This is a genomic window from Mesorhizobium sp. B2-4-6, from assembly GCF_006442775.1.
Classification (GTDB): domain Bacteria; phylum Pseudomonadota; class Alphaproteobacteria; order Rhizobiales; family Rhizobiaceae; genus Mesorhizobium.
On sequence record NZ_VFVI01000002.1, the window covers coordinates 276179 to 301196 of the forward strand.

Here is a 25018-nt window from a genome sequence, read left to right on the forward strand (position 1 = left end):
TAGAAAGAGAGCCCCTACTGCCTACTGCCTACTGCCTACTGCCTACTGCCTTCCTGATACACCCCATCACCACTTCGGCGGCGATCTCGCCCGAGGGCCGCTCGGTCGTCATGCGCCGGGCGATCTCTGCAAAGCCCGCCTTTTGCCAAGCGCGCATGCCGGTGTCGGCAAACAGGGCTTCCAGCTGCCGGGCCAGGTTTTCCGGCCTGACATACTGATCGTAGAATTCCGGCACCAGCGCGCGGTCGGATATCAAATTGGGCAGCAGTGCCGACCACGTCGTCACCATATGCTGCAGAATCTGGCGCGCGATCGGGTCGAGCTTGTAGCAGGAAACCATCGGAACGCCTGCGAGCGCCAGTTCCAGCGAAACCGTTCCAGACGCGATCAACGCCGCATCGGCCTTGCCGAAGGCTTGCCATTTGCGCTCCGGCTCGGTGATGATTTCCGGCTTGTCGTCCCAGCTCGCGACCGAGGCCTTCACCAGTTCGGCGACATGCGGCACCGTCGGCAACAGCAAGCGCAGGCGGTGGCCGCGTTGGCGCAGCGCCGACATCGCCTTGCCGAAGGGCTCTATCAGCCGGCGAACTTCGCCGCGGCGCGAGCCGGGCAGCACCAGCACCGTCTTGACGCGGCCCTCGGCGAGGTCGCGCGGCTGGCTCTGCGCCTTGGCGGCGCCGAGGATGCCCGGATCCTGCGTCAGCCGGTGGCCGACATAAGTGCCCGGCGGCCCGCCAAGACGGGCAAGCGCCTTCACCTCGAACGGCAGGATGCACAGGATGTGATCGACATAGGGCTTCATCGCCACCGCCCTGCCCGGCCGCCAGGCCCATACGCTCGGGCAGACATAGTGGACGATCGGGATGGCCGGCGCCGTTGCGCGGACCTTCTTCGCGACGCGCAGCGAAAAGTCCGGACTGTCGATGGTGACCAGGCAATCGGGCCGCTCGGCCGCGATCATCGCCGCCGTCTGGCTGATACGGCGCATCAGCCGCGGCAGGTCGCGCAGCACCGCGCTAAAACCCATCAGCGCGATTTCGCCACCGTCGAAGAGCGGGTTCAGTCCCAGCTGCTGCAAGTGCCTGCCGCCGATGCCCACGAGTTGCACCTTGCGGCCGGTCGTGCGTTCGAGCGCCCGCACGATGTCGGCGCCGAGCAGATCGCCGGATTCCTCGCCGGCAACGACGGCGATCTTGAGCGGCTTGTCAGAGACCATTAGCCGGCTCCCCATTGGCCATCTGCGTCGCGGGCAGGCCGACAATGAACAGGCCGAGCGCATTGGCGCGTGCCAGCGTTTCCGGGCCCTCGAGAATGAGCGAACGGCCGGCTTCTACGGCTATGCCGGCAAGGCCTGCCGCATGCGCAGCCTCGATGGTCTGCGGGCCGATCGTGGGCAAGTCGGCGCGCAATTCCTGGCCCGGCTTGGCGCATTTGACCAGCACGCCGCGCGCCTTGCCGGCCAGCCTGCCGTGGCCGCGCAATTCCCGCGTTCTGTCGAGCAGGCCGGCGGTGCCCTCAATGCCTTCCAGCGCGACAGCTCGGCCTCCGATCGCAATCGCAGCCTGGCCGATATCGAGTGCGCCGATGGCCTTGGCCGCCTTACGGGCGGCTTCGATGTCACGCCAGTCGGACTGGTTTGGCCCGATCGCCGTCAATGGACCTTCGCCAGCCGTCAGTTCCGGAACGACTTCGTGCGCGCCGACGACCTTGACGCCTCGCTTTTCCAGGCCTCGGGTCAACACCTTCAGCAGGCCGTCGTCGCCGCGTCGCAACGCTCTGACCACGGAGGGAATTATCGCCAGCAGACCAAATGTCGGCTTTATCCTGCTCAGCCGGGGCCTGCGCTTGATCTCGCCGGCCAGGACAAGGTGCGTGATGCCCCGGCGCTTCAGCAACGGAAGCAGCAGCCCGATATCTTCCAGCGCGAGTTTTTCCTGATCGTAGGCCGCGAAGTCCGCCTCGCGGTCGACCTCACCGGCGGCGATGATGATGAAGGGCACAAAACCGTGCTTGACCAGGCCATCGGCGACTTCGACGGGCAGGCTGCCGCCGCCGGCAATAATGCCGACCTTCGAGCCCGGCGCGAGTTGGAACCCTGAAGCGGCGGGCTCAGTCCTCGTCATCGCCGCTGTCATCGTCGCCGCCACCTCTGAGCGATGGGACGGCAAAGTGTCGCTTGTCGCGACTGGTGATGAAATCGATGATCTTCATGGCCGTTGGCGACCCGGCGAACTCGGCCTTGGCGAGTTCCACATTCTCACCGACGGTGCGGGAACGATCGAAAATCGTCCTATAAGCCTTGCGCAGCAGGTAGATCTCGGAACGCGGCAGACCGGAGCGCTTGAGACCAATGATGTTCAAGCCGCGCAGGCTGGCGCGGTTGCCGACGGCAATGGCGTAGGGAATGACATCGCCGACAAAAGCCGAGCAGCCGCCGAGAAAGGCGTTGTCGCCGACGCGCACGAATTGGTGAACCGCACTTAGGCCGCCGATATAGACGTTGTCGCCGATCTCGCAATGTCCGCCGAGCGTCGCGCCATTGGCGAAGGTGGCGTTCTTGCCGACGACGCAATCATGGGCGATGTGGGCGTAGGCGAGGAAGTTGCCGTTGTCGCCGACAGTTGTCTCGCCACGGCTGATGTCGGTGCCGACATGCATTGTGACGCCTTCACGAATGGTGCAGTTCGCTCCGATGACCAGGGTGGTGCGACCGCCCTTGTGCTTGGTGTTTTGCGGCGGCCCGCCGAGCGTCGCCATTGGATAGACCTTTGTCCCGGCCCCGATGGTCGTGGCGCCCATCACCGACACATGGCTGGCCAGTTCGACGTGGTCGCCGATGATCGAATCGGCGCTGATATGGCAGAAGGGTCCGATGCGGACGCCTTCGCCGAGCCGGGCTCCTTCTTCGACGACTGAGGAAGGATGGATGGATGTCTCGACTTTCATGAGCATTTCGAACCGTCAGCCGGTAACCATCATGGCCGAAACCTCGGCTTCGGCGGCTTTCGCGCCGTCAACCATCGCCTCGCAGGCGAATTTCAGCAGGTTGCCGCGTTTCTTGATCTTTTTGACGTGGATCCTGAGCTGATCGCCCGGAACGACCGGCTTGCGGAATTTCGCGTTGTCGATGGTCATGAAATAAACCAGCGACGGCTTCTCGGTGTTGAGGCTGCGAATGCAGATCGCGCCCGCGGTCTGGGCCATGGCCTCGATGATGAGCACACCGGGCATGACCGGCTGCTGGGGAAAATGGCCCTGGAAATGCGGCTCGTTGATGGTCACGTTCTTGATGCCGACAGCGGACTCGTCGCCGTCTATGTCGATGATGCGATCGATCAGCAGGAATGGATAGCGATGCGGCAGGAGCTTCATAAGCCCCATGATATCGACCGCGTCGAGTGTCGTTGCTACCATATCAGCCATTTCCGTCGCCTTGCTTGCGCGTCCTGGCCATCTTGCGCAGCATCGCTATCTCGCGCATGGCTTCCGCCATGGGCTGCGCCGGGTAACCTCCCCAGATCTCGCCTGCCGGCACGTTGTTCATGAATCCACTTCTCGCGGCAAGCTTGGCCCCTGGCCCGATGGTCAGATGATCGGCGAGGCCGACACCGCCACCCATGGTGACGTTGTCGCCGACGACGACGGAACCGGAAATACCCGAAAGCCCTGCTATAATGCAATTGCGGCCGATGCGAACATTGTGGGCGATCTGCACCAGATTGTCGATCTTGGTGCCTTGGCCGATGATGGTGTCGGACATCGCGCCACGGTCGACGGTCGAATTGGAGCCGATCTCGACATCGTCCTGGATGATGACGCGGCCGATCTGCGGCACACGTTCGGGTCCTTTGGCGCCGCCGACGAAACCGAAACCATCCTGGCCGATCCGCGCGCCGCCATGGATGATGACGCGATTGCCGACAAGCGCATATTGAATGCTGGCGCCGGGGCCGATGAAACCGTCGCGGCCGATCTGGCAGGAACGGCCGACAACCGCGTGGGGCGCAACGACCGTGCCGCTGCCGATGGATACGCCGGGACCGATCACGGCGCCGGCCTCTACGATCGCCCCGCCCTCGATATGCGCGGATGGATCGATGAACGCATGGGGCGATATGCCGATTTCTCCGGTCATTGGCCCTGGAGTCGCGGCCTGCGGAAACAACAGGCGCCCGACCATTGCGAAAGCCTGCTGCGGACGCGGATGCATGAGCACGGCGATACCCGGCGGCGCCTTGCTGGCAAAATCGGCAGGGCACAGCACCGCGGCTGCCCTGAGCGACTGCATCAAGGCGAAATTGCGCTTGCCGTCGACAAAGACGAGCGCGCCGCTGCCACCCTCGTTGGCGGGAGCCAGCGCCTCGATGGCAATTTCAGCCTGATCGGAATCGAGCAGGCTGGCACCGGTCAGATTCGCGACCTCGCCGGCCGTATACCGGCGTGAAGGCGCGAAGAACACCGGATCGGTCATTCCAGAAGCTATATCCAGCTGGGTCGGATCGGTCCACCCCCGGGCCGTCAGCCGGCCCGGAACCATCGCAACCACGAAATTAGAAGCGGGTGGCGATACCGAAGTTGAATTCCTGCACGTTGTCGGTCGACTCTTTCTTGACCGGGATCGCATAGTCGATGCGGATCGGGCCGAACGGAGAGGCCCACATCAGGCCGACACCGACCGAGGCGCGCAGCTTCATACCAGCCGAATCCGTGTCGACACCGACAAGCTTGTTGCCATAAAGCGTGGCCGCATCCGCAAAGACGGCGCCGCGCAGGCCGAAGCTCTCAGGAATGACCGGAAGCGGGAACTGGGCTTCTGCGGAGGCGTTGAAATACGTCGTGCCGCCGAGATGGTCACCGCTACTTCCACTAGCCACGGGACCGATGCCGCCATACTCAAAGCCGCGGATCATGCGATCATTGCTCTGGAAGAGATCGAAGATACGGAGATCGCCACTGCCGTAGCCCGCAAGGTAGCCTGCGCCGCCGGAAACCAGGCCGACGATATCAAGCTGCTCGGACAAAGTCTGGTAGACGCTTGCGCGACCCGTAAACTTGACCCATTTGGCGTCGCCACCCAAACCGGCGAACTCGGTCGTACCGGTGATATAAAGGCCCTCATGCGGGTTCTTCATATCGTCGATGGTATTGTACACCAAACCCAGACTGACAGATGATTTCAGCCAGGGGCTCTCCGCGATGCCAGCTTGGATTGCCGGCGAAACATTACACTTCCCAGGGTCTAGCACACCGCTGGTCAAGCAATTGTCTGGGTAATCATACTTCTCTTGCGAGATATTGTAGGCCAGCTGCGTCGAAATGTTGTCGGTGATCGGCAGGCCAAACCGAACGGTCGCGCCGGTGGTGTCCGTATCGTAGTGATCATACTCGCGGGTCGACTTGTAGATGTCGAAGCCTGCCGCGATGCGCCGGCCGAGGAAGTAGGGCTCGGTGAAGGAAAGGGCGAAGTCGCGCGAATTCTTACCGCCGCCGGCCGACAGCTTGATGTACTGGCCGCGGCCGAGGAAGTTGCGCTCGGTGATCGAACCTTCGATGGACGGGCCGGGCGTGTCGCCGCCGGTCGAATAGCCGGCGCCGACCGAGAACTCGCCGGTCGACTTCTCGACCACGGTGACCACGAGCACGACCTGGTCAGGGGCAGAGCCCGGAACCGTCGAAATGTCCACGGACTGGAAGTAATCAAGGTTTTCCAAGCGCTTCTTCGCGCGCTGGATGAGAACCTGGTTGAAGGCGTCGCCTTCGCTGACATCGAATTCGCGACGGATGACATAGTCGCGCGTACGGTCGTTGCCGCGGATCTCGATGCGCTCGACATAGGCCTTGGTGCCCTGGTCGATGGTGTAGACGACCGAAATGGTGTGGTTCTCGAAATTACGGTCGCCGCGCGGCGTCACCTGGGCGAAGGCATAGCCCGAGCCCGCGACCTTCTCGGTCAAGGCGACGATCGAATCCTCGACGTCCTTGGCATTGTAGACGTCGCCCTTGCGGGTCTCGACCGCGGATTCCAGCGACTTCGAGTCGACCTCGGGGATGGTGCTTTCAACGCTGACGTCGCCGAACGTATAGCGATCGCCTTCCTGCACGGTGATGGTGACCGTGTATTTGTTGGTGGTATCGTCGAGCTCGCCGACGGCCGAGACGACCTGGAAGTCGGCATAGCCGTGATTGTAGTAGAAGCGGCGCAGCAACTCCTGGTCGGCGCGCAGCTTGTCCTCGTCATAGACGTCGTCGCGCAGCACGAAGGAGAGCCACGACGAGCGCTTGGTGTTGATGACGTCCGACAGGCGGCGGCTGGAATAGGCGTGATTGCCAACGAAATTGATCGCCGCGATCTGGGTGCGGCCGCCTTCGTTGATGTTGAAGACCACGTTCACGCGGTTGTCGCCGAGATCCATGATCTGCGTGGTCACCGCGGCGTCGTCACGGCCGATACGCTTGTAGGCGGCTTTGACCGATTCGACATCGGCATCGAGCGCCTGCTGCGAGAAGGTCGCGCGCGGCTTCAGCTGGATGGCGGCCTGGAGCGCGTTGTCCTTCAGCTTCTTGTTGCCCTGGAACAGGACCTGGTTGACGACCTTGTATTCCGAAACCTTGACGACCAGGCTCGAACCGACCTGGTTGATCTGAACGTCCGAGAACAGGCCCGTGCCGAACAGCGCCTTGACGGCGTCGTCGATATCGGAGCTGGAGAAAGGCTTGCCCGGCTTGATTGAGATGTAATTGCGGATGGTTTCCGCATCGACGCGCTGGTTGCCGCTGACCTCGACACGCGAAATGACCGCGGCCTCGGCCACCGACGTGGCGGCGAACTGCACTGCGAGCGCGCCTGGCACGACCAGAGCGGCGGACAAAGCCGCCGCGGAAGCGGCGCTCAGAAACTTGGATGCTGCCTTCATCGGGCTTTTGTACCTTTTTCTCGTAGTCCCCACGGCGAGAAAACCGGACGTGCGGTATTTCCCTTACCGTATTAACCGGATTTTCCCTACACGCAAGGCTCCCGGTTAATTTGTATTTACTTAACCGTATCGCGTGGCTTTCGCGTCACGCATATCCCCACGCATGGTAAACGGCATCTCAATATGACCGGAGCTGAAGCCAAATTTCTTCATGATTTCAGCACCCAAACAGATCGTTCCAAAACACGAAGCCCATGAAGCCGAGCACCAGGAACAGCCCGGTCCGGTAGGCCATCTCCATCGTTCGCTCCGAAACGGGCCGCCGTATGACGGCCTCCACGCCGTAGAACAAGAGATGGCCGCCGTCGAGAGGGGGAATCGGCAGGAGATTGAGGAATCCTATCCCGACTGACAGAAATGCAACAAGCTGCACCAGCCACTCGAAGCCGAGCTTGGCCGCCTGACCCGACATTTTCGCGATCTTGATCGGACCGCCCAGCTGGCATTTGTCCTCGCGTCCAAGCGCAAAACGTTGCAGGAACTGGCCGGTGCGCTCGATCACATGCCCGGTTTCCTGCACTGCCGCCACCACGGCGCCGGCCGGCGTATAGGAGATCAGGCGCGGCTGGCCGAGCTCGGCGTTGTTGACGACGCCGATCACCGCGACCTTGATCTTGTTGCCCAGCGCGTCCTGCTGCTCCATGGGCTCCGGCGTGGCCGTAACGTCGATTTCCTTGCCGTCGCGCAGCATGGTGAAGGCGATGGCGTCGCCCGCCCGGCCCGAAACCAGCCGTTGCACGTCGGCGAAGGTCTCCACCTTGCTGCCGTCGACTTTGACGAATCGGTCGCCTGGCTGGATTCCAGCCTTTTCCGCTGGGCTGCCCTTGGTGACTTCGGCGACTGTCGGCTCCAGGACCGGACGGCCATAGAGCGAAAACAGCACCGCGAACACGACGATCGTCAGCAGGAAATTGAACAGCGGCCCCGCAACGACGGTAGCGGCGCGCTTCCAGATGGGTTGCGTGTGGAAGGCGACCTCGCGCTCGGCTTCCGTCAGCGATTCGAGCTCTTCCGTGCTCGGCTGGCTCGATGTCGCGTTCATGTCGCCGACGAATTTGACGTAGCCGCCAAGCGGAATGGCGCAGAGCTTCCAGCGCGTGCCGCGGCGGTCGTAGAAACCGAAGATCTCAGGGCCGAAGCCGATGGAAAAAGCCTTCACGCCGATGCCGCACCAGCGGCCGATCAGATAGTGGCCCATCTCGTGGACGAACACGACCACGGTCAGCACGAACAGGAACGGCACCAGCGTGCCAAGGACGAAGCCTTGTGTGCTGAACACCGCGTGAAAGATGTCGTTCAAGTCATGCCCTCAAGTTCGCCCGCACGCGACACTCCACCGCGACTGTGGCATCAATCCGGGCGAATCCGTGGCGCGCGCCATTTTTCGCCTTACTGCTGCGTCGTTCAGTTCGGAAACAGCCCCAGTGCCGGATGCTCGGCGCCCGCCGCGATCCAGCCCATGACGTACAGCGCGAACGCGGCCGCGACAAGCCCGTCCACCCTGTCCATGACGCCGCCATGGCCGGGAATGAGATTGCTGGAATCCTTGGCGCCGTGCCGGCGCTTGACCCATGATTCGAAAAGATCGCCGATCTGCGAAACGATCGAAAGCACCAGGGCGACAAGCCCAAGCTGGACGAGATTGCCGGCCCCGGCCGCAACCGCCAGCAGCAATCCGGCGACAACGCCGCCGGCCGCGCCGCCCAGCGCGCCGCTCTGCGTCTTGCCGGGCGAGATCGACGGCGCGAGCTTCGGGCCGCCGACCGCGCGGCCGACGAAATAGGCCGCAATGTCGGTCGCCCAGACCACGGCGAACAGGAAGAGAATCGCAATCACCCCGGAATGACTGTCGTCACGGACATAGGCGAGCGAAAAGCCGGAAAGAGCCGCATAGGCCAGTCCAGGGGCTTCCCACGGCGCAGGCCCTCCGACGCGGGCGGCAATGGCCGCGACCGCCACAAGAATCGCGACAAGCAAGAGCAGCCACAAAGCCGGCACGCCGGCGATCAGCGCGCCGATGAAAACCAGAATCAGTGCTTCCGGCAGGAAGCCGAGAGCCGCCCCGCTCGCGGGGCGCGCCATGCGCGTCCATTCATAGAAGATCAGCGCCGCTATTCCCGCGCAGAACAGCCGAAACGGCAATCCGCCGAGCCAGGTGAGCGCAAGCGTCAGCGCCGCCATCACGATTGCCGAGATGACGCGCTGCTTGAGATTGCTCATGCGTGGCGGCGTCTAAAGCGCGACGTCGCGGGCGGCAAGCCCGCCGAAGCGTCGTTCGCGCCCGGCAAAGTCGCGCAAGGCGTCGGCCAGATGCTCGCGGCTGAAGTCCGGCCAATAGCAAGGCAGGAAGATGAGCTCGCTATAGGCAGCCTGCCAGAGAAGGAAGTTCGACAGCCTGAGCTCGCCGCTGGTTCGGATCACCAGCTCAGGATCGGGAATGCCCTTTGTGTCGAGCGACGCGGCAAAACTTTCCGCCGTGATCGCGTCGCTCGCCATGTCGCCGCGCGCGACGGCATCCGCCAGCTTGCGCGCAGTGCGCACGATCTCGTCGCGGCCGCCATAGTTGAAGGCGATCACCAGCGTCAGCGACTCGTTGCCGGCGGTCAGCGATTCGGCCTCCTGCAGCAGCCCCCTGATATCGGGCTGCAGCCCCTCTTTGTCGCCGATCACCCTCACCCGCACGCCGTTCTGATGCAGTTCCGCGAGATCGCGGCGGATGAACAGCTTCAAAAGCCCCATGAGGTCGCTGACCTCGGATTTCGGCCGCGACCAGTTCTCCGAGGAAAAGGCGTAGACGGTCAGGTAGGATATGCCGAGCCCGGGCGCGGCGCGGACCGTCTTGCGCAGCGCCTCGACGCCGGCGCGGTGCCCGGCAAGGCGCGGCAGGCCGCGCGCCTTGGCCCAGCGTCCGTTTCCATCCATGATGATCGCGACATGCGCGGGCGTTGCCATGGTCTCGCTTTCGGGCCGGAAAACCTGACCCTAAACCTGCATGATTTCAGCTTCCTTATCGGAAAGCAGGTGATCGATGGTGCTGATCGTCTCGTCGGTCAGCTTCTGCACCTGGTCGGAGCGCTTGCGCTGATCGTCCTCGCTGATGGTGCCGTCCTTCTCCGCCTTCTTGAAGAAATCCATGCCGTCGCGCCGCACATGGCGCGCCGCGACGCGGGCGTTCTCGGCGTAGCCATGCGAAATCTTGACCAGTTCCTTGCGGCGCTGCTCGTTGAGTTCCGGCAGCGGAATCCTGAGATTGGTGCCGTCGACGATCGGGTTGAAGCCGAGATTGGCTTCGCGGATGGCGCGGTCGACGGCGCTGACCATCGATTTGTCCCAGACCGAGACCGAAATCATGCGCGGCTCCGGCACCGTCACATTGGCCACCTGGTTGATCGGCATCGTCGTGCCGTAGGCCTGGACCTGGACGGCGTCGAGCAGGTTGCTGGACGCGCGGCCGGTGCGCAGCGAGGCCAGGTCGTGCTTGAAGGCGGCGATCGCCCCGTCCATGCGTCGCTTCAGGTCTTCGAACTCGCCATTCATGATCATCTCCTCGACCCGTTCGCCGGGTTCACTGCTTGTGCCGTCGTCCCGTCCGCGGTTCCGTCTGACGGATCCCGGCCTCGGTTATTTGTCCGCGACGACCGTGCAATGGCCGCCGCCCCTCAGAATATCGCCGAAACCACCTTTTTCGTGGATCGAATAGACGATTATCGGAATGTTGTTTTCGCGCGCAAGTGCAATCGCGGCGGTATCCATGATCGCAAGCCCGCGTTTGATGACTTCCGCGTGGCTGATGCGGTCGAAACGGACCGCGTTCGGGTCCTTCTTGGGATCGGCCGAATAGACCCCGTCGACCTGCGTGCCCTTGAACAGCGCATCGGCGCCGATCTCGGCGGCGCGAAGGGCCGCGGCCGAATCGGTGGTGAAGAACGGATTGCCGGTGCCGCCGGCGAAGATGACGACCTTGCCCTGGTTCATATAGGCGGTTGCCTGGCGCTGCGAAAAGCTCTCGCAGAGTTCCGGCATGGCGATCGCCGAAAGCACGACGGCGTCGACGCCGATCTTGTTGAGCGAGGTGCGCAGCGCCAGCGAGTTGATGACAGTGGCGAGCATGCCCATGTGATCTCCGGTGACGCGGTCGCCACCCTTCGAGGCCACGGCGACACCACGGAAGATGTTGCCGCCGCCGATGACGACACCCACTTCCACGCCCAGCGCGCGCGCCTCGGCAATGTCGGCGGCGATACGGTCGACCACGGAGACATCGATGCCGAAATGCTGCTCGCCCATCAACGCTTCGCCGGAAGCTTTCAGCACGACACGTCGATAGAGGGGCTTCACCGTCATCTCATTCCTCGAATATTTCGGCGCGGCAATTTTGGAGGCAAAACCGCCCCGCTTCATCCGGCGATGCGGTCATGACGGGTTGACCCGATACACGAAGGGCGCGGCGATGTCACGCCGCGCCCTCGTGCAAAATCCCGGGCTTTTCGGTCAGCTGCTGCTGATGCTGACGGCCTCGCCCTCGATCGTCACCGGTGGTGCAAAGCCGGAAGGCTTGTCGCCGATCACCCCCCCGCCGGCCACCCTGACCTGTATCTCGGGACCGAAATAGGAGTACGGGTACGGCGCCCGAACGCGGCTCACCTTATCGAGCCGCTGGCGAAGCTCAACGGGAATAGAAAAATCCAGCGCCGCTAGATTGTCCCGCAGCTGAGCGACCTTCGTCGCTCCGAGGATGACCGTGGCGACGCCGGGCTGTGTCGCCACCCAGTTCAGCGCAATTTGAGCCATGCTGCGGCCGAGCTCGGCGGCCACCTTTTCGAGTTCGGCCACGATCGCCCAGTTGCGTTCGCTGAATTTCTGGAAACTCGGATGGGTGGTGTTGCGAAAGCCGTCAAGCCGTCCGGCATTGCCCGCTTGTGTCGGACGGTATTTGCCGCTGAGCAGCCCGCTCGCCATCGGGCTCCACACCATGATGCCGGCGCCGTGACGCATGGCGAAGGGCACGAATTCGTGCTCGATGTCGCGTTGGGCCAGCGAATATTCGAGCTGCAGGGCGCAGATCGGCTCATAGCCGCGCAGTTCGGCGATCACCTGCGCCCGGCCGGCATACCAGCCCGGCACGTTCGACAGGCCGATGTGGCGCACCTTGCCCGCACGCACCAGGTCGTCCAGCGTGCGCAGGACTTCCTCGGCCGGCGTCAGCCTGTCCCACACATGCAGGAGATAAAGGTCGATATAGTCGGTCCCGAGCCGTTTCAGCGAGGCGTCCACGGCGCGCAAGATGTTCTTGCGGCCATTGCCGCCTGCATTCGGATTGCCGGGATCCGAACTCATGGTGAATTTGGTGGCGATCACCGCCTTGTCGCGCAGGCCGCGCTCGGCGACGAACTCGCCGAGCCAGGTCTCGGCGGTGCCGCCCGTATAGAGGTCGGCCGTATCGAAGAAATTGCCGCCCGCTTCGACATAGGCGTCGAACATGGCGCGGGCGGTATCCTTGTCAGCGCCCCAGCCCAATTCGGTGCCGAAAGTCATCGTGCCCAGCGCCAGCCGGCTCGCTCTCAGGCCACTGTTGCCGAGCGTGTAATAGGTCATTGTCATGGACGTCTCTCCAATCCGGGTCCGATTGACGGCGCGTTATGAGCCGGGGGTCGCCTTGACCCAGGGATTGCCGCGCTCATGCGTTATCCGGAACGCGAAGCCGTCGACTTTCCAGCCGGTGCCGGAACGCGTCAGGTGGTGCTCGTAGGTGCCCCAAACTTCCCAGAGCGGGTCGCCGTTGCCTTCCATCCGGTTCCAGGCATAGCCGTTGGAGCGAACCGTCGCCGCACCGGCGTCGAAGGACACCTGATGGTTGGTGCGCAGATGCAGGCTGGTCTTGCTGCCCTTGAGGTTGCCCGCCCAGGCGCCGATCAGGTCGTCCGAGGCGATGTTGGCCGCGGGCTGTCCAGACAGAGTGCTGAAATCGGCGGTGACACGCTCGGCGAAATAGCTGCGCGCCAGCTTCCAGTCCTGCGCATCCACCGCGCGGTCGATGGCGTCGGCGATGCGGATGACGGCACGCTCGTCGGCCAGGGCCTGCCAGCCGGCCGGTTCGGCACCGCCAGCATCCACCGGCGCCAGCACTATTCCTGCAGCAAAAGCTACATGTCTCAACAGGTTCATTTCGTCTCTCCTTGGCCAATCAGCCCGCCGCCGATGTGTTGACGCCAATATGAGCCGGCTCGGGAGCATCGATAAGATTGCATTGTTCGCAAAGACTGTGCGATGTCATTCATGAATGGATCGCGACCTGCTTAGCCATCTTCCGGTCATCGTCGCTGTCGCGCGACGCGGCGGCTTTGCGCTTGCCGCGGCCGAGCTCGGCATGAGCGCTTCGGCGGTGAGCCACGCGGTGCGGCTGGTGGAAGAGCGCATCGGCCAACCGCTGTTTGCGCGTACGACGCGCAGCGTTTCGCTGACCGAGGCAGGCAAGGCGCTGGTGGAGACGGCGGCCCCCGCCCTGCAGGACATCGCCGAGCGGATGGACCGGATCCGCGGCGTGAAGGGAAGGCCGGCCGGCCTGCTCAGGATCAACGCTTCCAACATAGCGATCCCCCTGGCGGTGACGCCGGTGGTCGCGGCCATGGCCGAACGCTATCCCGACGTGACGGTCGAGATCGTTGCCGACCAGGGACTTATCGATATCGTCGGCAAAGGTTTCGACGCCGGCATCCGGTTGGGCGAGATGATCGCACAGGACATGGTCACCGTCAGGATGACGCCGCCGTTCAAGGCCGTGATCGTCGCCTCTCCCGCCTATGTCGGCAAGCACGGCCGTCCACGCGACATGGCCGATCTCGCCAATCACAACTGCGTCGGCTACCGGCTGGTCCGATCGGGCGCGCTTTACCGCTGGGATTTGAACGACAGCGGCAAGGATGTCGTCGTCGAAACGCGCGGCACGGCCGTCGTCACGGATTCGCTTGGCGCCATCGATCTGGCGCTGGCCGGCCTCGGGCTCGCCTACGTCTTCGAGCCGCTGGTGCGCGCCGACCTGGCAGCCGGTCGTCTCGTCCAGATCCTGCCGCAGACGGCGATCGAGGAGCCCGGCCTTTTCCTTTACTTCCCGCGTCGCGCATCGATGGCGCCGAAGCTCAGGGCCTTTATCGACACCGCACAAGAAATCGGCCGAGCATCCATGCGGACACCCGGCCGAGTTGCCTGAGCTCGTGAGCTCTTCACCTTAAGGGAAACGCCGAGCGCTCCCCTCGGATCGGAGCTATTTCTTGACCGCCGCCGCGACTTCCGCCGCGAAGTCGGTCGTTTCCTTCTCGATGCCTTCGCCCAGCGCGTAACGCAAATAGGCGGTGATCTTCGCCGGAGCGCCGATCTCGTTTTCGGCATCCTTCAACGCCTTCTCGACGGTGATGTCGGGATTGAGCACGAAGGCCTGCTTCAAAAGCACGACCTCTTCATAGAACTTGCGCAAGCGGCCCTCGACCATCTTCTCGATGATCGCTTCCGGCTTGCCCGACTGGCGCGCCTGATCGGAGAAGATCGCCTTCTCGCGCTCGACCAGCGCCGGGTCGACTTCCTCGGCGCTCAGCGCGACCGGGTTGCTGGCGGCGACATGCATCGCCACCTGGCGGGCAAAGGCGTTGGCCGCATGCTCGTTGCCGGTGGTCTCGATCGCGACCAGCACGCCGAGCTTGCCCAGCCCATCGGCAACCGCGTTGTGCACATAGGTCGCCACCGCGCCATGCGGCACGGTGAGCTTCGCCGAGCGGCGGAAATTGATGTTCTCGCCGATGGTGCCGACCGCGTCCTTGACGGTCTCGGTGACCGTCTTGTCCGAGCCCGGATACTTGGCCGCGGCAACCGCCTCGGTCGCACCATAGGCGAGCGCGACCTTCGCGACATTGCGGACCAGTTCCTGGAACTGCTCGTTGCGGGCGACGAAATCGGTCTCGGAATTGACTTCGACAACCGCGGCCTCACGCACGCCGGCATCGACGCCGATCAGGCCCTCGGCGGCGGTGCGCCCGGCCTTCTTGTCGGCCTTCGAGATACCCTTCTTGCGCAGCCAGTCGACGGCCGCTTCCATGTCGCCGTTGGTCTCGTTCAACGCCGCCTTGCAGTCCATCATGCCCGCGCCGGTCAAGTCGCGGAGTTCTTTGACCTGTGCAGCCGAAATCGTCATTGTCGCCTCTTTGTTTCAAATGCGCCGACGCACCATCGGGACTCGATGATGCGCTCGGCAAAAGCGCTTTAGCGCGCCAATTTATTGGAAAGATGAAGGCCGGGACCCGGCCTTCCTTATCAAGCTTCCGGAGCTTGGGCGGCCGGAGTGTCGAGCGCGGGCTCGACCGGAGCCTCGGCCGAAGCGCCGATGTCGACGCCGAGCGCGCCCTGCTGGCGCGCGATGCCGTCGATGGCGGCCTTGGCGATCAGGTCGCAATAGAACTGGATGGCGCGGGCCGCGTCATCATTGCCGGGGATCGGGAAGTCGATCTTGTCCGGGTCGCAGTTCGAATCGATGATGGCCACGACCGGAATGCCCAGGCGCTTGGCCTCGAGGATCGCGATCGCTTCCTTGTTGGTGTCGATGACGAACATCAGGTCCGGCGTCGAGCCCATGTCCTTGATGCCGCCGAGAGCCTTGTTGAGCTTCTCGCGCTCGCGATCGAGGTTCAGGCGCTCCTTCTTGGTGAGGCCCTGGGCCTCGCCGGCGAGCGTCTCGTCGAGCTTGCGCAGGCGCTGGATCGAATTCGAGATCGTCTTCCAGTTGGTGAGCATGCCGCCCAGCCAACGCGAGTTGACATAGTACTGGGCCGAACGCTGCGCGGCGTCGGCAACGATGTCGGACGCCTGGCGCTTGGTGCCGACGAACAGCACGCGGCCGCCCTTGGCGACAGTGTCGGACACCTGCTTCAGAGCCTGATGCAGCAGCGGCACCGTCTGCGACAGGTCGATAATGTGAATGTTGTTGCGGGCGCCATAGATGTAAGGCGCCATCTTCGGGTTCCAGCGGTGGGTCTGGTGGCCGAAGTGAACGCCAGCTTCCAAAAGCTGGCGCATGCTGAAATCTGGCAGAGCCATTCTTTAGTTCCTTTCCGGTTGGCCTCCACGGACACAGGCATTTCGGACGTATGTCCTGATGCCACCGGAGGTTTCAGCCGGATTTTTCCCGGGCAGACACCAAAGTCCGTGTGTGGAATGAGCGCGCATATAGAGGGGAAGTCTCATAAACGCAAGCCGGGAAAACGCCCTTACCTGCGGCGATCCGCCCAAATCTCAGCGTTTTAGCTTGCCGTTCGGCACCCTGACGCGGCGAAAGATCGCGACGATTTCCTCGCGGCTGCATTCGATGGCGCCAAGCCGAACCGCGCGATCGCGCTCGAAGCCGGTGATGTCGTAATGCGGCGCCGACGTCTTGGGCGGCCCTTGATAGGAGGAAAGCTTGAGGCCGAGTTCGGTGGCGAAGCGATGCAGCTCGTCCGTGTCGTCGGCAAGGAGATGGCACCAGCGGTGGCCGGCCCATTTCCAGATCGCCGCATCGACATAGACCGCCATCATGCTCGCCGCATTCGGTGAGCCTCACACATGGCGTTCGCAGGCCAGGCGTGCAAGCCGGGTCGGCCACCGTCGAAGCGCTGCTATTTCGACGCCGGGCAAGGCTTGGTCTGGTCGAACAACGACAGGTTCACCAGCTTGCCGGTCATCGAGAAGTCGCCATAGTCCATGACGAGGTCGCGAGTAATGCCGTTCTCGTGCAGCTTGAAGCTGATCCGGTACTCCGGCACCTCCTCGCCGCTTTTGTCGGTATCGTCGAAATAGGCGATGTCGACCGGCCAGTATTTGTCGGAGGCGAGCTTGGCCAGCGCCGGCGCTTCCGGATCCGTCTTTTCTGCGTCCGTCTTCTTGCCGACGATGACGGTGGTGGTCATCACCTTGTTGGCATCCTCTGAGCCGTCGAACAGATTGGTCTGGTAGAAATTCTCGCCCTTCTCGGCCTTGCCGATCAGCTCGACCAGATGCTGAGTCGGAAACTGCGTCGCCGCGAGATCGAGGCTGCTCTTCTCCGGCTTGTCGATATCGACCTTCAGGCCCTTCGCTTCCCTGGTCGCCGTGCCCTTGACTTCCTTGTCGAGGTTCTGGTCGACAAAGGATTTCGTCACGAAGGAAAAGGTCTTGCCTTCGGCGTCCTCGAAAGTCGTCGTCTGCTGGTCGGTCAGCCTGGTGTTGTCGCTGGTGACGATCTGCGTGACGAAGCGGAACTTGACCGTATAACCTTCGCAGGCCGAGCCGTTGAACTCGTAGACCATGCGGCCGGTGATGCCGGTAATGCCTGAACGGTCGGAGGCCTTGCTGAGCGTGAGATCGTAGACGGCGCGATGCGCCTGCAGCGCGGGCACCGCAAAGGCCGGCGCCATCGGAAGCGCCGCCGAGAAACAGGCGGCGGCGAGGAAAAGGCGCGTTGCGCGCATGCGTTGCTCCGATCGTCGCGGCCGGGGGGCAGGCCGCAGGGAAAGATGGTCCAGCTTAAAAAAAGTCGTGGCGGAAGCGAGGCAAAAATAGCAATTTCGGCCCCGCCAACGCGGCGTCTTCCAGCAATAGGGAAAACCAATGAGCGAAACAATCGAAAAGCGGCTAAGCGATCTTGGCGTCACCCTTCCGGCCGCCGCCGCGCCCGCCGCCAACTACGTGCCCTATTGCCGCACCGGCAACACGCTGTTCACCGCCGGCCAGCTGCCGCTGAAGGACGGCAAGTTGCAGGCAAGCGGACTGCTCGGCCGCGACATCGACACGGCCGCCGGCAAGGAAGGCGCGAAATTCTGCGCCATCAACATCCTGGCGCAGGCCAAGGCAGCACTCGGCGACCTCGAAAAAATTAGCCGCCTGGTCAAGATCACCGTCTTCGTCGCCTCCGCCCCGGATTTCGTCGAACAGCATCTTGTCGCCAACGGCGCCTCCGACTTCCTGGTCGCGGCACTCGGGGAGCGCGGCAAGCACGCCCGTTCCGCCGTCGGCACCGCCTCGCTGCCGCTCAACGCCGCGGTCGAGATCGAAGCGATCTTCGAAGTCGCGTGAGGTTCGAGATGACCGATCTTTCCTGGCTGATCGCGCAGCCTGTCGCACATCGCGGCTTCCACGACATGAACAAGACGCGCTGGGAAAACACGCTGTCGGCCTTCGCCGCGGCGGCCGAGCGCGGCTATGCCATCGAATGCGACGTGCATATCTCTTCGGACGGCGTTCCGGTCATCATCCATGACGGCGATCTGAAACGCCTGACCGGCCAGGACGGCTTCGTCTGGCAGCGCACCGCGGCCGAACTGGCGACGCTCAAGATCGGCGGCACCAAGGACCACGTGCCGACACTCAAGGAAGCGCTCGACCTGATCGACGGCCGCGTGCCGCTGGTGGTAGAGCTGAAAGGCGTTCCCGGCCACGATGCCGGGCTGGTGGCGACCGTCGGTCGGCTGCTCGAGCGCTACAAGGGCAAGGTGGCGATCATGTCGTTCGATCACTGGCTGATCCGCGACTTCGCCAAGGACGCGCCGGGCATCCCCGGCGGGCTGACCGCCTATGGCAGGGACAATCAGTCGATCGAGGCGCATTTCGCCATGCTCGCGCACGGCCTCGCCTTCACCTCTTACGCCGCTGGCGACCTGCCCAACCCCTTTGTCAGCTTCGTGCGCGAAAAGCTGAAAATGCCGGTCATCACCTGGACCGTGCACGACCAGCCGGCGGTCGACCTCACTTTCAGATATGCCGACCAGATGACCTTCGAGGGCTTCGAACCCGATCTGGTCAAGGTCGCATGAGGCGGTGCCTGAAACGTGACTTGTAGCAGCCTTGAGGACGCTTAAATAAGCCGCATGGATCAAGGCGACAACGACGATGGACGGGCAGCGAACGCGGATTATGCGATCCGCGTCGCGGCGGGCATCGGCGCCTTCACCTGCAACGAGTGGGACAGCTTTGCCGGAACCACGCGCGGCGACAAAGAAAACGGCTACAACCCGCTGGTTTCTTTCGCTTTTCTGAGCGCACTGGAAGATTCCGGCTGCGCCGTGCGGCGCACCGGCTGGCAAGGCCACCATCTGCGACTCGAAACCGCGCAAGGCAGGCTTCTCGGCGCCGTCCCTTGTTATCTCAAGTCGCACAGCCAGGGCGAATATGTCTTCGACCATGGCTGGTCGGACGCCTTCGAGCGCGCCGGTGGCCGCTACTATCCCAAACTGCAATGCTCGGTGCCGTTCACGCCGGTCACCGGCCCTCGCCTTCTGGTCGGCAAAGGCGAGAATGTAGGTGCCGTGAGAGCCGGACTGGCGGAAGGCCTGAAACTCGTGACCGACAAGCTCGGCGTCTCTTCCGCGCATGTCACCTTCGCCAACGAGCCTGATGTCGCGACGCTGGAAGCGGCAGGCTTCCTGCATCGCACCGACCAGCAGTTCCATTTCTTCAACGAAGGTTTTTCGAACTATGACGACTTCCTCGCCACGCTTGCCTCGCGCAAGCGCAAGGCGATGAAGAAGGAGCGTCGCGAGGCGCTTGCCGACGGCATCTCGATCGACTGGTTGACCGGGAAGGACATCACCGAAAGCGCCTGGGACGATTTCTTCGCCTTCTACACGGATACCGGGGGCAGGAAATGGGGCCGGCCCTATCTCAACCGGCAGTTCTTCTCCCTGATCGGCGAGCGCATGGCCGATGACATTCTTCTGGTGATGGCCAAGCGCAACGGCCGCTACATTGCCGGCGCCATCAACTTCATCGGTTCCGACGCGCTTTATGGGCGCAACTGGGGCTGCATCGAGGACCACCCCTTCCTGCATTTCGAGGTCTGCTATCATCAGGCAATCGACTTCGCCATCGAGCGCAAGCTCAAGGTGGTGGAGGCCGGCGCGCAGGGCGAGCACAAGCTGGCGCGCGGCTACCGGCCCGTGACCATGCATTCGGCGCACTACATTTCGCATCCCGGTTTGCGCAATGCCGTCGCCGACTATCTTAGGCGGGAGCGGCGCGAAGTCGAGCGCATGGGCGAATATCTCGAAGAGCACACACCCTTCCGCAAGGACCTCGCAGAATAAGGTCTCGCGGTCAGTGCGGCTTTCGGGCGGCGATCGGAACCAGGAACGAAAAGCAGGCGACCAGGAACAGCACCGCGCCGGCAAGCGCCAGCAAATCGCCGGCGCGCCATGCTGCGGCGATGAAAAACATTGCCGATACGATGAACAGCAGCCAACCGGCGACGACCCACTTCATGATTGCTCCGTCCTAGATTGCCGCATCAGACGACAAATGTCGGTTCTCAAGCAATAGCAGAGCCTGCCGTCGAGAGCTGCCTATAATATTGGCCAAGCAACGAAGCCGGCTCAACGCCTGCCGTTTACCGAATTGGTGGAATCCGCTAAGTCATCGCCAGGGGCATTGGTGCGCGAGCACCTTGAGGTTGGCATGCTGTTTTGGGCATCTTGGGGCGTCGGGCAATGGCTCGATGTGGCGGGGCTTGCGGGCGCGCTGCTGTTGACCGTCCGGCTCGAAGGCAAGCCGGGAACCTGGCCTCTCGGCTTCTCCACCTTCCTCCTTCTCTTTGCTTTCCTGCACCTGTTTTTTCCAGGCGCGATCGTCGCGCTCTGGATGACGCTCATGCTGACGGCCATCATCGGCATCTCGCCTGAGCGCCTTGCCGCCCATCGGCGGCTTCGCTACACCGGATGGAGAATGCAATTGGGAGTGTCACCCCATGGCCGAAGCCTATGATCCCGGCAACATCTTCGCGAAAATCCTGCGCGGCGAGATTCCCTCGCACCGCGTCTACGAGGACGACGCGGTCGTCGCCTTCATGGATGTGATGCCGCAAGGCATGGGCCACACGCTGGTGGTGCCCAAGGCGCCGTCGCGCAACATGCTCGACGCCGATCCGGCAACGCTCGGCCCATTGTTCGGCGTGGCGCAGAAAGTTGCGGTCGCGGTGAAAAAGGCCTTCAACGCCGACGGCGTCACCCTGATGCAATTCAACGAACCGGCTTCCGGGCAGACCGTCTACCATCTCCATGTCCACGTCGTCCCGCGCTTCGAGGGCGTACCGTTGAAGCCGCATTCGGGCCAGATGGAGAAGCCGGAGGTGCTGGCCGAGAACGCCGGCAAGATCCGGGCAGCGCTGGGAAGCTGAACGGACCGACGCTCAGGCGGTCGGCAAATTCGCCAATGTGTGGAAAGTCATTGGCGCCGGTCCCGCGATGAGCCTCTCGGGCGCAGCCGAGGCGGCGTCGCTTGGGCGCAGGCGTCGACGCCGAGATTGATCCACACACCCTCGAATGTCTCCTGGATCGCCGCGGCGACGCTCGATTTTCCCGAGCGTGGCGCGCCATTGAGGATGATGATCTGTCCGGCTTCCAAGCGGTGCTCCTTTCAACGAAAAAGGCCCCGTTTCCGGGGCCTTTTGTATTTCAAGCGAGGGCCTGTCAGCCCTTGCGCGGCAGTTGCGGCACAAGGCTGCGCTTGTTGCCGTCCTTGCCTTTCGGCTCCTGCTTCTGCGCCACCGCCTTCTTGGGCGCAGGCTTCTTGGCGACCGCCTTCTTCGGCTTCGGCGCGTCTTCCGGCTCTTCCTTCTTTGGCTGCACCGGCGACTCGTCGGCGAGCGATTCGAGCTTCAGGCCGGACTCGCCGGTTTCCTTCTTCTCGACAGTGACGCGCACCGTGCCGCCCTTCTTGAGCTTGCCGAACAGCACCTCGTCGGCCAGGGGCTTCTTGATGTGCTCCTGGATGACGCGGCCGAGCGGACGTGCGCCCATGCGCTCGTCGTAACCCTTGTCGGCCAGCCAGGCGATCGCGTCCGGCGACAGGTCGAAGGTGACGCCACGCTCGGACAGCTGCGCCTCGAGCTGCATGACGAACTTCTGCACCACCTGATGGATGACCGGCACCGGCAACGAGCCGAACGGGATGATGGCATCGAGGCGATTACGGAACTCCGGCGTGAACAGCCGGTTGATCGCCTCGACGTCGTCGCCTTCGCGCTTGGTCGAACCGAAACCGATCGCCGCGCGTTGCGCATCCGACGCGCCCGCATTCGTCGTCATGATCAGGATCACATTGCGGAAGTCGATCTGCTTGCCGTTGTGGTCGGTCAGCTTGCCGTGGTCCATCACCTGCAGCAGGATGTTGAACAGGTCCGGATGCGCCTTCTCGACCTCGTCAAGCAAAAGCACGCAGTGCGGATGCTGGTCGACGCCGTCGGTCAGCAAGCCGCCCTGGTCGAAGCCGACATAGCCGGGAGGCGCGCCGATCAGCCGCGAGACGGTGTGGCGTTCCATATATTCCGACATGTCGAAGCGGATCAGCTCGACGCCAAGCGAGGCGGCAAGCTGCTTGGCGACTTCCGTCTTGCCGACGCCGGTTGGCCCTGAGAACAGGTAGGAGCCGATAGGCTTCTCCGGTTCGCGCAGGCCGGCGCGCGCCAGCTTGATCGCCGAGGTCAGCGCGGTGATGGCCGTATCCTGGCCGTAGACGACGCGCTTCAGCTCGATATCGAGCCCCTGCAGCACCTTCTCGTCATCTGCCGAGACCGTCTTCGGCGGGATGCGCGCCATGGTGGCGATCGTCGCCTCGATCTCCCTGATGCCGATCGTCTTCTTGCGCTTGGCTTCCGGCACCAGCATCTGCGAGGCGCCGGTCTCGTCGATCACGTCGATCGCCTTGTCCGGCAGCTTGCGGTCGTTGATGTAGCGCGCCGACAGCTCGACCGAGGCCTTGATGGCTTCGCTCGTGTAGCGGACCTTGTGGAACTCCTCGAAATAGGGCTTCAGGCCCTTCATGATCTCGATGGCGTCCTCGATGGTCGGCTCGTTGACGTCGATCTTCTGGAAGCGCCGCACCAGCGCGCGGTCCTTCTCGAAGAACTGGCGGAATTCCTTGTAGGTGGTAGAGCCGATGCAGCGGATGGCGCCGGACGACAGCGCCGGCTTCAGAAGGTTCGATGCATCCATGGCGCCGCCCGAAGTGGCGCCCGCCCCGATCACCGTGTGGATCTCGTCGATGAACAGCACAGCGCCCGGATAATCCTCGAGCTCCTTGACGACCTGCTTCAGCCGCTCCTCGAAGTCGCCGCGATAGCGGGTGCCGGCCAAGAGCGTGCCCATGTCGAGCGCGAAGATGGTGGCATCCTGCAGCACTTCAGGCACGTCGCCTTCGACGATGCGCTTGGCCAGGCCTTCGGCGATCGCCGTCTTGCCGACGCCGGGGTCGCCGACATAGAGCGGGTTGTTCTTGGAACGGCGGCACAGCACCTGGATGGTGCGGTTGATCTCGCTGTCGCGGCCGATCAGCGGGTCGATCTTGCCGGCCCGCGCCTTGTTGTTGAGATTGACGCAGTAGGCCGTCAGCGCGTCCTGCTGCTTCTTCTTGCCGCCCTCTTCCTGCGGCTCGGCGCCATTCTGGCCGCCCTGCTCGTCCTCGGCGCCGCGCGGCGTGCGCGACTCCGAAGCGCCCGGGCGCTTGGCGATGCCATGCGAGATGTAATTGACCGCGTCGTAGCGGGTCATCTGCTGTTCCTGCAGGAAATAGGCGGCATGGCTCTCGCGTTCGGCGAAGATGGCGACGAGCACGTTGGCGCCGGACACTTCCTCGCGGCCGGACGACTGCACATGGATCACGGCGCGCTGGATGACGCGCTGGAAACCTGCCGTCGGCTTCGAATCCTCGTCGTAACCGGTGACGAGGTTGTCGAGCTCGGTGTCGATATAGGTGAGAACCGTATGCTTGAGCTCGTCGAGATCGACGTTGCAGGCACGCATGACGGCGGCCGCCTCGGTGTCGTCGATCAGGGCGAGCAGCAAATGTTCGAGCGTCGCATATTCATGATGCCGCTCGTTGGCGAATGTCAGCGCCTGATGTAGCGCCTTTTCCAGGCCTTGGGAGAAAGCCGGCATGTTACCTCACTTCTTCTCCATCACGCATTGCAGCGGATGCTGATTCTGTCGGGCGAAATCCATGACCTGGGACACTTTGGTCTCGGCCACCTCGAATGTGTAGACACCGCACTCGCCCACTCCATGATTGTGAACATGAAGCATGATGCGTGTGGCGGCCTCGCGGTCCTTTTGGAAAAACCGCTCCAGGACGTGAACGACGAACTCCATCGGCGTGTAGTCGTCGTTCAGAATGAGGACCCGGTAGAGACTGGGCTTCTTGGTCTTGGTTTTGGTGCGCGTGATGACAGCGGTGCCGCGACCGGGATCGTTGCGGTCTCCGTCACCTTGCATTCGCACCACGCCTGCCGTGGCAGTCAAACCGATCGTCACGTAGTCCAGCCTTTTCGAATCCTCATGCGAGTTCAACATGTAGGTTCTCGATGAACGATTTTAAGCCCTTCTGTTTAGCTGACAATATGGCTAGGTGGGCAAACCTCAGCGAATTTCTCAATCGTGAATGCGGTTAATGTGCATCGAGTTGCGATCGCGCATGAAAAAACCCGGCCGCGTTTCCGCGACCGGGCCTTTTCGACTGGCCGGCTGGCCTTGTCGGGTGTGATCGGGCGAAATTACTTCGCCTTGGCGACCACCGATTCGAAGGGCTTGTAAGCTTCCTTGGCGAGTTCGGCATAGAGATTGCCGATCTTGCTGGCCTCGGCCACGAAGCTCTCATAGCTCTGCTTGGCATAGTCGGTCTGGATCTCGACGGCCTTCTCGATCGACTTGGCCGCGAACAGCTTCTCGAAGGCAGCGCTGCCGGCTTCGAAGCTCTTCTTGGTGTATTCGCCGGCTTCGGTGGCGATCGCCTGAGCGCCCTTGGTGAGCGAGGCAAAGCTCTTCAGCCCGGTGTCGGCAAATTCCTTGCCGTATTTCGAGAAGTCCTCATAGGTCTGGGTCATTTCATGCTTCCCTTTGGTTGAAACGCCCTTTTGGCCCCGGGCGCCCTTGTGCAATGCACCTCAATATATTGTGCAATGCACAAAAGGTCAAGAATCCCTTGGGTAAACAAGGGTCCAGCGCCGGCGGCCGGTAAAATTCGATTAAAGAGAAGCTCGATTTGCCGAAAAATGGTGAACGCTG

At 62.9% G+C, this 25018-nt stretch carries 26 protein-coding genes and 2 pseudogenes; 6 read left to right on the plus strand and 22 right to left on the minus strand.

All coding sequences use genetic code 11. The features are described 5' to 3' along the window. Nucleotides 1-28: 28 nt before the first annotated feature. From lpxB to FJ957_RS07250, 13 genes and pseudogenes are all read right to left on the minus strand, one after another. Nucleotides 29-1216: a lipid-A-disaccharide synthase gene (lpxB, locus tag FJ957_RS07190; protein ID WP_140830045.1), complete on the minus strand. Its 1188-nt coding sequence runs from the start codon at nucleotides 1214-1216 to the stop codon at nucleotides 29-31. After that, complete coding sequence (gene lpxI, locus FJ957_RS07195; RefSeq protein ID WP_140830046.1) at nucleotides 1206-2123, minus strand: UDP-2,3-diacylglucosamine diphosphatase LpxI; 918 nt, start codon at nucleotides 2121-2123, stop codon at nucleotides 1206-1208. Before lpxI ends, lpxB begins: the two co-directional genes overlap by 11 nt. Continuing rightward, nucleotides 2110-2946: an acyl-ACP--UDP-N-acetylglucosamine O-acyltransferase gene (lpxA, locus tag FJ957_RS07200; protein WP_140830048.1), complete on the minus strand. Its 837-nt coding sequence runs from the start codon at nucleotides 2944-2946 to the stop codon at nucleotides 2110-2112. The genes lpxI and lpxA overlap by 14 nt, the downstream gene beginning before the upstream one ends. Before the next feature lie 15 nt (nucleotides 2947-2961). After that, nucleotides 2962-3423 carry a 3-hydroxyacyl-ACP dehydratase FabZ gene (gene fabZ, locus FJ957_RS07205; RefSeq protein ID WP_140802405.1) on the minus strand — a complete coding sequence of 154 codons (462 nt, stop codon included), beginning with the start codon at nucleotides 3421-3423 and terminating at the stop codon, nucleotides 2962-2964. Beyond that, nucleotides 3416-4471 (minus strand): UDP-3-O-(3-hydroxymyristoyl)glucosamine N-acyltransferase, encoded by a 1056-nt coding sequence (lpxD, locus tag FJ957_RS07210; protein WP_140830050.1) that lies wholly within the window; start codon nucleotides 4469-4471, stop codon nucleotides 3416-3418. Before lpxD ends, fabZ begins: the two co-directional genes overlap by 8 nt. 79 nt (nucleotides 4472-4550) lie before the next feature. Further along, nucleotides 4551-6914, minus strand: coding sequence for an outer membrane protein assembly factor BamA (gene bamA / locus FJ957_RS07215; RefSeq protein WP_140830051.1), 2364 nt, complete (start codon nucleotides 6912-6914; stop codon nucleotides 4551-4553). Between the two features lie 217 nt (nucleotides 6915-7131). Beyond that, nucleotides 7132-8274 carry an RIP metalloprotease RseP gene (gene rseP, locus FJ957_RS07220; protein WP_140830053.1) on the minus strand — a complete coding sequence of 381 codons (1143 nt, stop codon included), beginning with the start codon at nucleotides 8272-8274 and terminating at the stop codon, nucleotides 7132-7134. Nucleotides 8275-8378: 104 nt separating this feature from the next. Beyond that, on the minus strand, nucleotides 8379-9194 hold the full coding sequence (locus tag FJ957_RS07225) for a phosphatidate cytidylyltransferase (RefSeq protein ID WP_140830056.1): 816 nt from the start codon (nucleotides 9192-9194) through the stop codon (nucleotides 8379-8381). A 12-nt stretch (nucleotides 9195-9206) separates the two neighbouring features. Further along, nucleotides 9207-9938, minus strand: a pseudogene (locus FJ957_RS07230) (isoprenyl transferase); the annotation flags it as partial. Nucleotides 9939-9956: 18 nt separating this feature from the next. Further along, nucleotides 9957-10511 (minus strand): ribosome recycling factor, encoded by a 555-nt coding sequence (gene frr, locus FJ957_RS07235; protein WP_140830060.1) that lies wholly within the window; start codon nucleotides 10509-10511, stop codon nucleotides 9957-9959. Between the two features lie 84 nt (nucleotides 10512-10595). Continuing rightward, a complete protein-coding gene (gene pyrH, locus FJ957_RS07240) occupies nucleotides 10596-11318 on the minus strand; it encodes a UMP kinase (RefSeq protein WP_095765617.1) in 723 nt (240 codons plus the stop codon). A 147-nt stretch (nucleotides 11319-11465) separates the two neighbouring features. Next, entirely contained in the window at nucleotides 11466-12575 is a 1110-nt protein-coding gene (locus FJ957_RS07245) for an aldo/keto reductase (protein WP_140830062.1), read from the minus strand. A 36-nt stretch (nucleotides 12576-12611) separates the two neighbouring features. Next, a complete protein-coding gene (locus FJ957_RS07250; protein WP_140830064.1) occupies nucleotides 12612-13139 on the minus strand; it encodes a nuclear transport factor 2 family protein in 528 nt (175 codons plus the stop codon). 115 nt (nucleotides 13140-13254) lie between these two features. Between FJ957_RS07250 and FJ957_RS07255 the strand changes: the two genes are divergently transcribed. Beyond that, nucleotides 13255-14181 carry a LysR family transcriptional regulator gene (locus tag FJ957_RS07255; protein ID WP_140830066.1) on the plus strand — a complete coding sequence of 309 codons (927 nt, stop codon included), beginning with the start codon at nucleotides 13255-13257 and terminating at the stop codon, nucleotides 14179-14181. Nucleotides 14182-14235: 54 nt separating this feature from the next. Here FJ957_RS07255 and tsf read toward each other — a convergent pair whose 3' ends face one another. The 4 genes from tsf to FJ957_RS07275 form a co-directional block, all read right to left on the minus strand. After that, nucleotides 14236-15156 carry a translation elongation factor Ts gene (gene tsf / locus FJ957_RS07260; protein WP_140830067.1) on the minus strand — a complete coding sequence of 307 codons (921 nt, stop codon included), beginning with the start codon at nucleotides 15154-15156 and terminating at the stop codon, nucleotides 14236-14238. A 119-nt stretch (nucleotides 15157-15275) separates the two neighbouring features. Beyond that, nucleotides 15276-16055: a 30S ribosomal protein S2 gene (rpsB, locus tag FJ957_RS07265; RefSeq protein WP_140642707.1), complete on the minus strand. Its 780-nt coding sequence runs from the start codon at nucleotides 16053-16055 to the stop codon at nucleotides 15276-15278. Nucleotides 16056-16250: 195 nt separating this feature from the next. Continuing rightward, a complete protein-coding gene (locus tag FJ957_RS07270; protein WP_140830856.1) occupies nucleotides 16251-16529 on the minus strand; it encodes a DUF4031 domain-containing protein in 279 nt (92 codons plus the stop codon). Between the two features lie 83 nt (nucleotides 16530-16612). Then, entirely contained in the window at nucleotides 16613-17443 is an 831-nt protein-coding gene (locus FJ957_RS07275) for a cell envelope integrity EipB family protein (protein WP_140830069.1), read from the minus strand. 139 nt (nucleotides 17444-17582) lie between these two features. Here FJ957_RS07275 and FJ957_RS07280 point away from each other — a divergent pair, with 139 nt between their 5' ends. From FJ957_RS07280 to FJ957_RS07290, 3 genes are read left to right on the plus strand one after another with little or no spacing between them, the layout of a single operon-like run. Further along, nucleotides 17583-18047 carry a RidA family protein gene (locus FJ957_RS07280; RefSeq protein WP_140830071.1) on the plus strand — a complete coding sequence of 155 codons (465 nt, stop codon included), beginning with the start codon at nucleotides 17583-17585 and terminating at the stop codon, nucleotides 18045-18047. 8 nt (nucleotides 18048-18055) lie between these two features. Continuing rightward, on the plus strand, nucleotides 18056-18784 hold the full coding sequence (locus tag FJ957_RS07285) for a glycerophosphodiester phosphodiesterase (RefSeq protein WP_140830072.1): 729 nt from the start codon (nucleotides 18056-18058) through the stop codon (nucleotides 18782-18784). A 54-nt stretch (nucleotides 18785-18838) separates the two neighbouring features. After that, on the plus strand, nucleotides 18839-20053 hold the full coding sequence (locus FJ957_RS07290; RefSeq protein ID WP_140830074.1) for a GNAT family N-acetyltransferase: 1215 nt from the start codon (nucleotides 18839-18841) through the stop codon (nucleotides 20051-20053). Between the two features lie 10 nt (nucleotides 20054-20063). Here FJ957_RS07290 and FJ957_RS07295 read toward each other — a convergent pair whose 3' ends face one another. Further along, on the minus strand, nucleotides 20064-20228 hold the full coding sequence (locus tag FJ957_RS07295) for a cytochrome oxidase subunit III (RefSeq protein ID WP_140830075.1): 165 nt from the start codon (nucleotides 20226-20228) through the stop codon (nucleotides 20064-20066). Between the two features lie 168 nt (nucleotides 20229-20396). Here FJ957_RS07295 and FJ957_RS07300 point away from each other — a divergent pair, with 168 nt between their 5' ends. Then, on the plus strand, nucleotides 20397-20726 hold the full coding sequence (locus FJ957_RS07300) for a hypothetical protein (protein WP_140830077.1): 330 nt from the start codon (nucleotides 20397-20399) through the stop codon (nucleotides 20724-20726). Further along, nucleotides 20710-21138 carry an HIT family protein gene (locus FJ957_RS07305; protein WP_140642737.1) on the plus strand — a complete coding sequence of 143 codons (429 nt, stop codon included), beginning with the start codon at nucleotides 20710-20712 and terminating at the stop codon, nucleotides 21136-21138. The genes FJ957_RS07300 and FJ957_RS07305 overlap by 17 nt, the downstream gene beginning before the upstream one ends. Nucleotides 21139-21215: 77 nt before the next feature. Here FJ957_RS07305 and FJ957_RS07310 read toward each other — a convergent pair. From FJ957_RS07310 to FJ957_RS07325, 4 genes and pseudogenes are all read right to left on the minus strand, one after another. Beyond that, a pseudogene (locus FJ957_RS07310) lies at nucleotides 21216-21365 on the minus strand (chloramphenicol phosphotransferase); the annotation flags it as partial. A 65-nt stretch (nucleotides 21366-21430) separates the two neighbouring features. Continuing rightward, the gene (gene clpA, locus FJ957_RS07315) at nucleotides 21431-23896 is read right to left on the minus strand and encodes an ATP-dependent Clp protease ATP-binding subunit ClpA (protein ID WP_140642742.1); all 2466 of its coding nucleotides are present in this window, start codon (nucleotides 23894-23896) and stop codon (nucleotides 21431-21433) included. A gap of 6 nt (nucleotides 23897-23902) precedes the next feature. Next, nucleotides 23903-24229: an ATP-dependent Clp protease adapter ClpS gene (clpS, locus tag FJ957_RS07320; RefSeq protein WP_041000825.1), complete on the minus strand. Its 327-nt coding sequence runs from the start codon at nucleotides 24227-24229 to the stop codon at nucleotides 23903-23905. A gap of 278 nt (nucleotides 24230-24507) precedes the next feature. Beyond that, nucleotides 24508-24837, minus strand: coding sequence for a phasin family protein (locus FJ957_RS07325; RefSeq protein WP_140830079.1), 330 nt, complete (start codon nucleotides 24835-24837; stop codon nucleotides 24508-24510). Nucleotides 24838-25018: the final 181 nt, after the last annotated feature.

What these genes read in the sequence shown, in the direction of transcription:
- bamA (WP_140830051.1), bottom strand. Translation starts at nt 6,914, where the DNA reads ATGAAGGCAGCATCCAAGTTTCTGAGCGCCGCTTCCGCGGCGGCTTTG.
- lpxB (WP_140830045.1), bottom strand. Translation starts at nt 1,216, where the DNA reads ATGGTCTCTGACAAGCCGCTCAAGATCGCCGTCGTTGCCGGCGAGGAA.
- FJ957_RS07295 (WP_140830075.1), bottom strand. Translation starts at nt 20,228, where the DNA reads ATGAAGTGGGTCGTCGCCGGTTGGCTGCTGTTCATCGTATCGGCAATG.
- frr (WP_140830060.1), bottom strand. Translation starts at nt 10,511, where the DNA reads ATGAATGGCGAGTTCGAAGACCTGAAGCGACGCATGGACGGGGCGATC.
- lpxI (WP_140830046.1), bottom strand. Translation starts at nt 2,123, where the DNA reads ATGACGAGGACTGAGCCCGCCGCTTCAGGGTTCCAACTCGCGCCGGGC.
- FJ957_RS07305 (WP_140642737.1), top strand. Translation starts at nt 20,710, where the DNA reads ATGGCCGAAGCCTATGATCCCGGCAACATCTTCGCGAAAATCCTGCGC.
- pyrH (WP_095765617.1), bottom strand. Translation starts at nt 11,318, where the DNA reads ATGACGGTGAAGCCCCTCTATCGACGTGTCGTGCTGAAAGCTTCCGGC.
- FJ957_RS07245 (WP_140830062.1), bottom strand. Translation starts at nt 12,575, where the DNA reads ATGACAATGACCTATTACACGCTCGGCAACAGTGGCCTGAGAGCGAGC.
- fabZ (WP_140802405.1), bottom strand. Translation starts at nt 3,423, where the DNA reads ATGGCTGATATGGTAGCAACGACACTCGACGCGGTCGATATCATGGGG.
- FJ957_RS07250 (WP_140830064.1), bottom strand. Translation starts at nt 13,139, where the DNA reads ATGAACCTGTTGAGACATGTAGCTTTTGCTGCAGGAATAGTGCTGGCG.
- FJ957_RS07280 (WP_140830071.1), top strand. Translation starts at nt 17,583, where the DNA reads ATGAGCGAAACAATCGAAAAGCGGCTAAGCGATCTTGGCGTCACCCTT.
- rpsB (WP_140642707.1), bottom strand. Translation starts at nt 16,055, where the DNA reads ATGGCTCTGCCAGATTTCAGCATGCGCCAGCTTTTGGAAGCTGGCGTT.
- FJ957_RS07225 (WP_140830056.1), bottom strand. Translation starts at nt 9,194, where the DNA reads ATGAGCAATCTCAAGCAGCGCGTCATCTCGGCAATCGTGATGGCGGCG.
- lpxD (WP_140830050.1), bottom strand. Translation starts at nt 4,471, where the DNA reads ATGACCGATCCGGTGTTCTTCGCGCCTTCACGCCGGTATACGGCCGGC.
- FJ957_RS07290 (WP_140830074.1), top strand. Translation starts at nt 18,839, where the DNA reads ATGGATCAAGGCGACAACGACGATGGACGGGCAGCGAACGCGGATTAT.
- lpxA (WP_140830048.1), bottom strand. Translation starts at nt 2,946, where the DNA reads ATGAAAGTCGAGACATCCATCCATCCTTCCTCAGTCGTCGAAGAAGGA.
- FJ957_RS07270 (WP_140830856.1), bottom strand. Translation starts at nt 16,529, where the DNA reads ATGGCGGTCTATGTCGATGCGGCGATCTGGAAATGGGCCGGCCACCGC.
- tsf (WP_140830067.1), bottom strand. Translation starts at nt 15,156, where the DNA reads ATGACGATTTCGGCTGCACAGGTCAAAGAACTCCGCGACTTGACCGGC.
- FJ957_RS07275 (WP_140830069.1), bottom strand. Translation starts at nt 17,443, where the DNA reads ATGCGCGCAACGCGCCTTTTCCTCGCCGCCGCCTGTTTCTCGGCGGCG.
- FJ957_RS07255 (WP_140830066.1), top strand. Translation starts at nt 13,255, where the DNA reads ATGGATCGCGACCTGCTTAGCCATCTTCCGGTCATCGTCGCTGTCGCG.
- clpA (WP_140642742.1), bottom strand. Translation starts at nt 23,896, where the DNA reads ATGCCGGCTTTCTCCCAAGGCCTGGAAAAGGCGCTACATCAGGCGCTG.
- FJ957_RS07325 (WP_140830079.1), bottom strand. Translation starts at nt 24,837, where the DNA reads ATGACCCAGACCTATGAGGACTTCTCGAAATACGGCAAGGAATTTGCC.
- clpS (WP_041000825.1), bottom strand. Translation starts at nt 24,229, where the DNA reads ATGCAAGGTGACGGAGACCGCAACGATCCCGGTCGCGGCACCGCTGTC.
- FJ957_RS07285 (WP_140830072.1), top strand. Translation starts at nt 18,056, where the DNA reads ATGACCGATCTTTCCTGGCTGATCGCGCAGCCTGTCGCACATCGCGGC.